We start from the raw sequence: 2,585 nt of genomic DNA, 5'->3' as shown, positions 1-2,585 counted from the left end.
CCTCAATCTGCCCGTGCTGAAGAACCAGACGCCGTGGCAGGAGATCTACCGCAGCCTCGTCGGCCAGCTTTCCGACGGCGCCTGCCTGGAGCAAGCCGTGAAGTACCAGGACGTCGTTCACACCAGCGGCCTGCCCCGGCACTCCCACTGACCAGAGGCCACTGACGGGTCCAAGGCGTACGCCTCAGCGCTTGAGGCTGTAGAGCGTGGCGATCAGCATGCGGATATTCTCCTGGATCGCCCGCTCGGTCGCTACCTGTATGCGCTCGGTCGGGTTGAAGTACTCACTGGACGATGCGGTTCCGGTCGATGTCAGGGTGCGGGAGAAGACCCTGTCGCCGCTGCCCGGCTCGGTGACCAGCCAGCGCATGTCGACCGTCGTCGTCACGTTCAGCCCCATCAGGATTTCCTGGGTTCCGGTGGAACCCAGAATCACCTCGGCATCGATCCGAAAGTCGGGTTGCCCACGCGCCAGGGCGCCGCGTACGGCCAGCGAGTTGATGATGGCTTCCCGCAGGTCGAGGTCCGATATCCGGATGTCGTTGAGGAAGCCAGAAGCCTCGCCACCCTCGACACTGCCGACTTCGACCGACAGTTCCTTGCCGGTGGTTCCCTCGATCGGCGCCTCGGCGGGAACGATCATGTTGAACATGTGGACGGGAGCTTGGCAGGCAGCCAGCGGCAGGACCAGGGCGCCCGCCAGAAACACGGTCACGGCACGTATCAAGAAAGGCCTCTAGCAGAGCGGATCGAAGCGGGTCGAGCGCGGAGATCAGCGTCCCTGGGTGTAGTCGCGCACGGTGCGCCATGCGCAGATGCCGGCGAACCAGGCCGAAGAAACGATCCAAGGCACCATCAGGACCAGCGGAGTTTCCGGCTGCTGCAACACCAGCATCAGGCTGCTGATCATCCAGACGGCGGTCATGGCGATGTTCATCGGCATCAGGTGCGGTACGCGGAAGGGATGGACGAACTTGGCCGTCGTGAAGGTCATCACCGCGAAGATGGCGATCAGCGCGAAGGTAACCCCCGGCTCCAGGTCCAGCACATAAAGATAGAGCGCCACGACGTTCCAGACAGCTGGGAAGCCGACGAAGTAGTTGTCGTTGCTCTTCATGTTTACGTTGCAGAAACAATAGAGAGCCGACAACAGGATGAAGGCGACAGCCACCAACTCCAGCGGGCCCGGCAGCGGAATAAACTTATAGATGAAAATCGCCGGGATGAAGACGTACGTAAGATAGTCAATGACCAGATCCAGGGTAGCCCCGTCGAAATTGGGCAGAACCGTCTTGACGGAGAACTTGCGGGCCAGCGTGCCGTCGACCCCGTCCACCAGAAGTGCTGCACCCAGCCACATCAGGCAGCCCTTGGCGTTGTTGTCGACCAGCGCCAGCAAGGCCATCAACCCGAGCACCACCCCGCTGGCCGTGACGGCATGCACCACCCAGGCCGCTACCTTCTGGATCTGGGAATAGGGCTCGGTCAATTGGGTCATCCTGGAAGTCATCTCCGCCTACAATACTCCGCCCCGGCCGCTAGCCAGGCGCTTCTCTGTGTTCAAGCCTGCGAGCCCAGGGTCTTGGGGAACATCGTCTTCAGGAACATCGGCATGGCCCACCCCGGAACATGCAGCATGGCACTTATGTTCATCCATAACCCGATAATTCAACGATCGGCACGCTAAAGTCACCGGCGTGCTTGAGCTTGGCACGGCTTCTTCCCGCAGCATACTTTGTCTGTTCCTGCCCCGTACTCCATTAGCCTTTCGGAGGGGGAAACTCAACAAGCGGGAAGGACAGGGCCGGAATGCGGAGGATTACCCAGGATTATCTTTTTCCGAACAGACGCTGAAGCAGCCCGCCCTGCCGCTGGCGTTCGGCATCCTTGTACTCCAGCCATTCGTCGACCAATTCGGCCGCCTGCCAGTTGCCGAAGTAACGGACGCAGTCGACGCCCGACATCAGCCTGACCTTCTGTTCGCCGAGCCGTTCCAGACGATCGCGGAGCCTTTCCCGGTCATCGTCGGTCAGGACGGCCTGTCCAAAGCGTGGACGCATCATCACTCCCTTGCAAGAGGGGCAGAATGCCATCGCTTGCGGCGATTCGATGCATCGCAAAGGTATTAGTGAACCATGACGCTACATCCTCAGGCCGCTGCGGCCGCTGCCAGACGCAGGTCGGCGACGAAGCGCTCGTACTCCGCCGCCTTGCGCTCCGGGTCCGGCAGCCGCAGCAGGAACGAGGGGTGTACCGTCAGCACCACCCGATAGTCGCTGCCCGTCGCCAGCACGGCGCCCCGCTCCCGCATGACCGTCACCGGACGCCGCAGCAGGGACCGCCCGGCGGTGGCGCCCAGCGCCACGATCAGCCTAGGACGTACGGTGGAGATCTCTTTCGTCAGCCACCACCGGCAATGCTCGATTTCCCCCGCGTCGGGGCTCTGGTGGATGCGCCACTTGCCGCGCGGCGTGAACTTGAAGTGCTTCACCGCATTGGTGACGTAGCACTCCGACCGCCCGATGCCGGCGTCCTTCATCGCCCTGTCGAGCAACTGCCCGGCGGGACCGACGAAGGCCCGGCCA

General features: G+C 62.4%; 4 protein-coding genes. All 4 read right to left on the bottom strand.

What is annotated here, in order from left to right; all coding sequences use genetic code 11:
• Positions 1–184: 184 nt before the first annotated feature.
• Complete coding sequence (locus tag AC5JJ6_RS08630) at positions 185–715, bottom strand: hypothetical protein (RefSeq protein ID WP_496041642.1); 531 nt, start codon at positions 713–715, stop codon at positions 185–187.
• A 57-nt stretch (positions 716–772) separates the two neighbouring features.
• Positions 773–1,498 (bottom strand): phosphatidylcholine synthase, encoded by a 726-nt coding sequence (pcsA, locus tag AC5JJ6_RS08625; protein WP_496041641.1) that lies wholly within the window; start codon positions 1,496–1,498, stop codon positions 773–775.
• 331 nt (positions 1,499–1,829) lie between these two features.
• Complete coding sequence (locus AC5JJ6_RS08620; RefSeq protein WP_496041640.1) at positions 1,830–2,060, bottom strand: hypothetical protein; 231 nt, start codon at positions 2,058–2,060, stop codon at positions 1,830–1,832.
• Positions 2,061–2,149: 89 nt separating this feature from the next.
• Positions 2,150–2,585 (bottom strand): UdgX family uracil-DNA binding protein (locus AC5JJ6_RS08615; RefSeq protein WP_496041639.1); only part of this gene is annotated, 436 nt, incomplete at its 5' end.

The organism is Skermanella sp., from assembly GCF_059503625.1.
The sequence above is the reverse complement of the archived record's forward strand: the minus strand, read 5'-3'. Positions and strand labels throughout refer to the sequence as shown.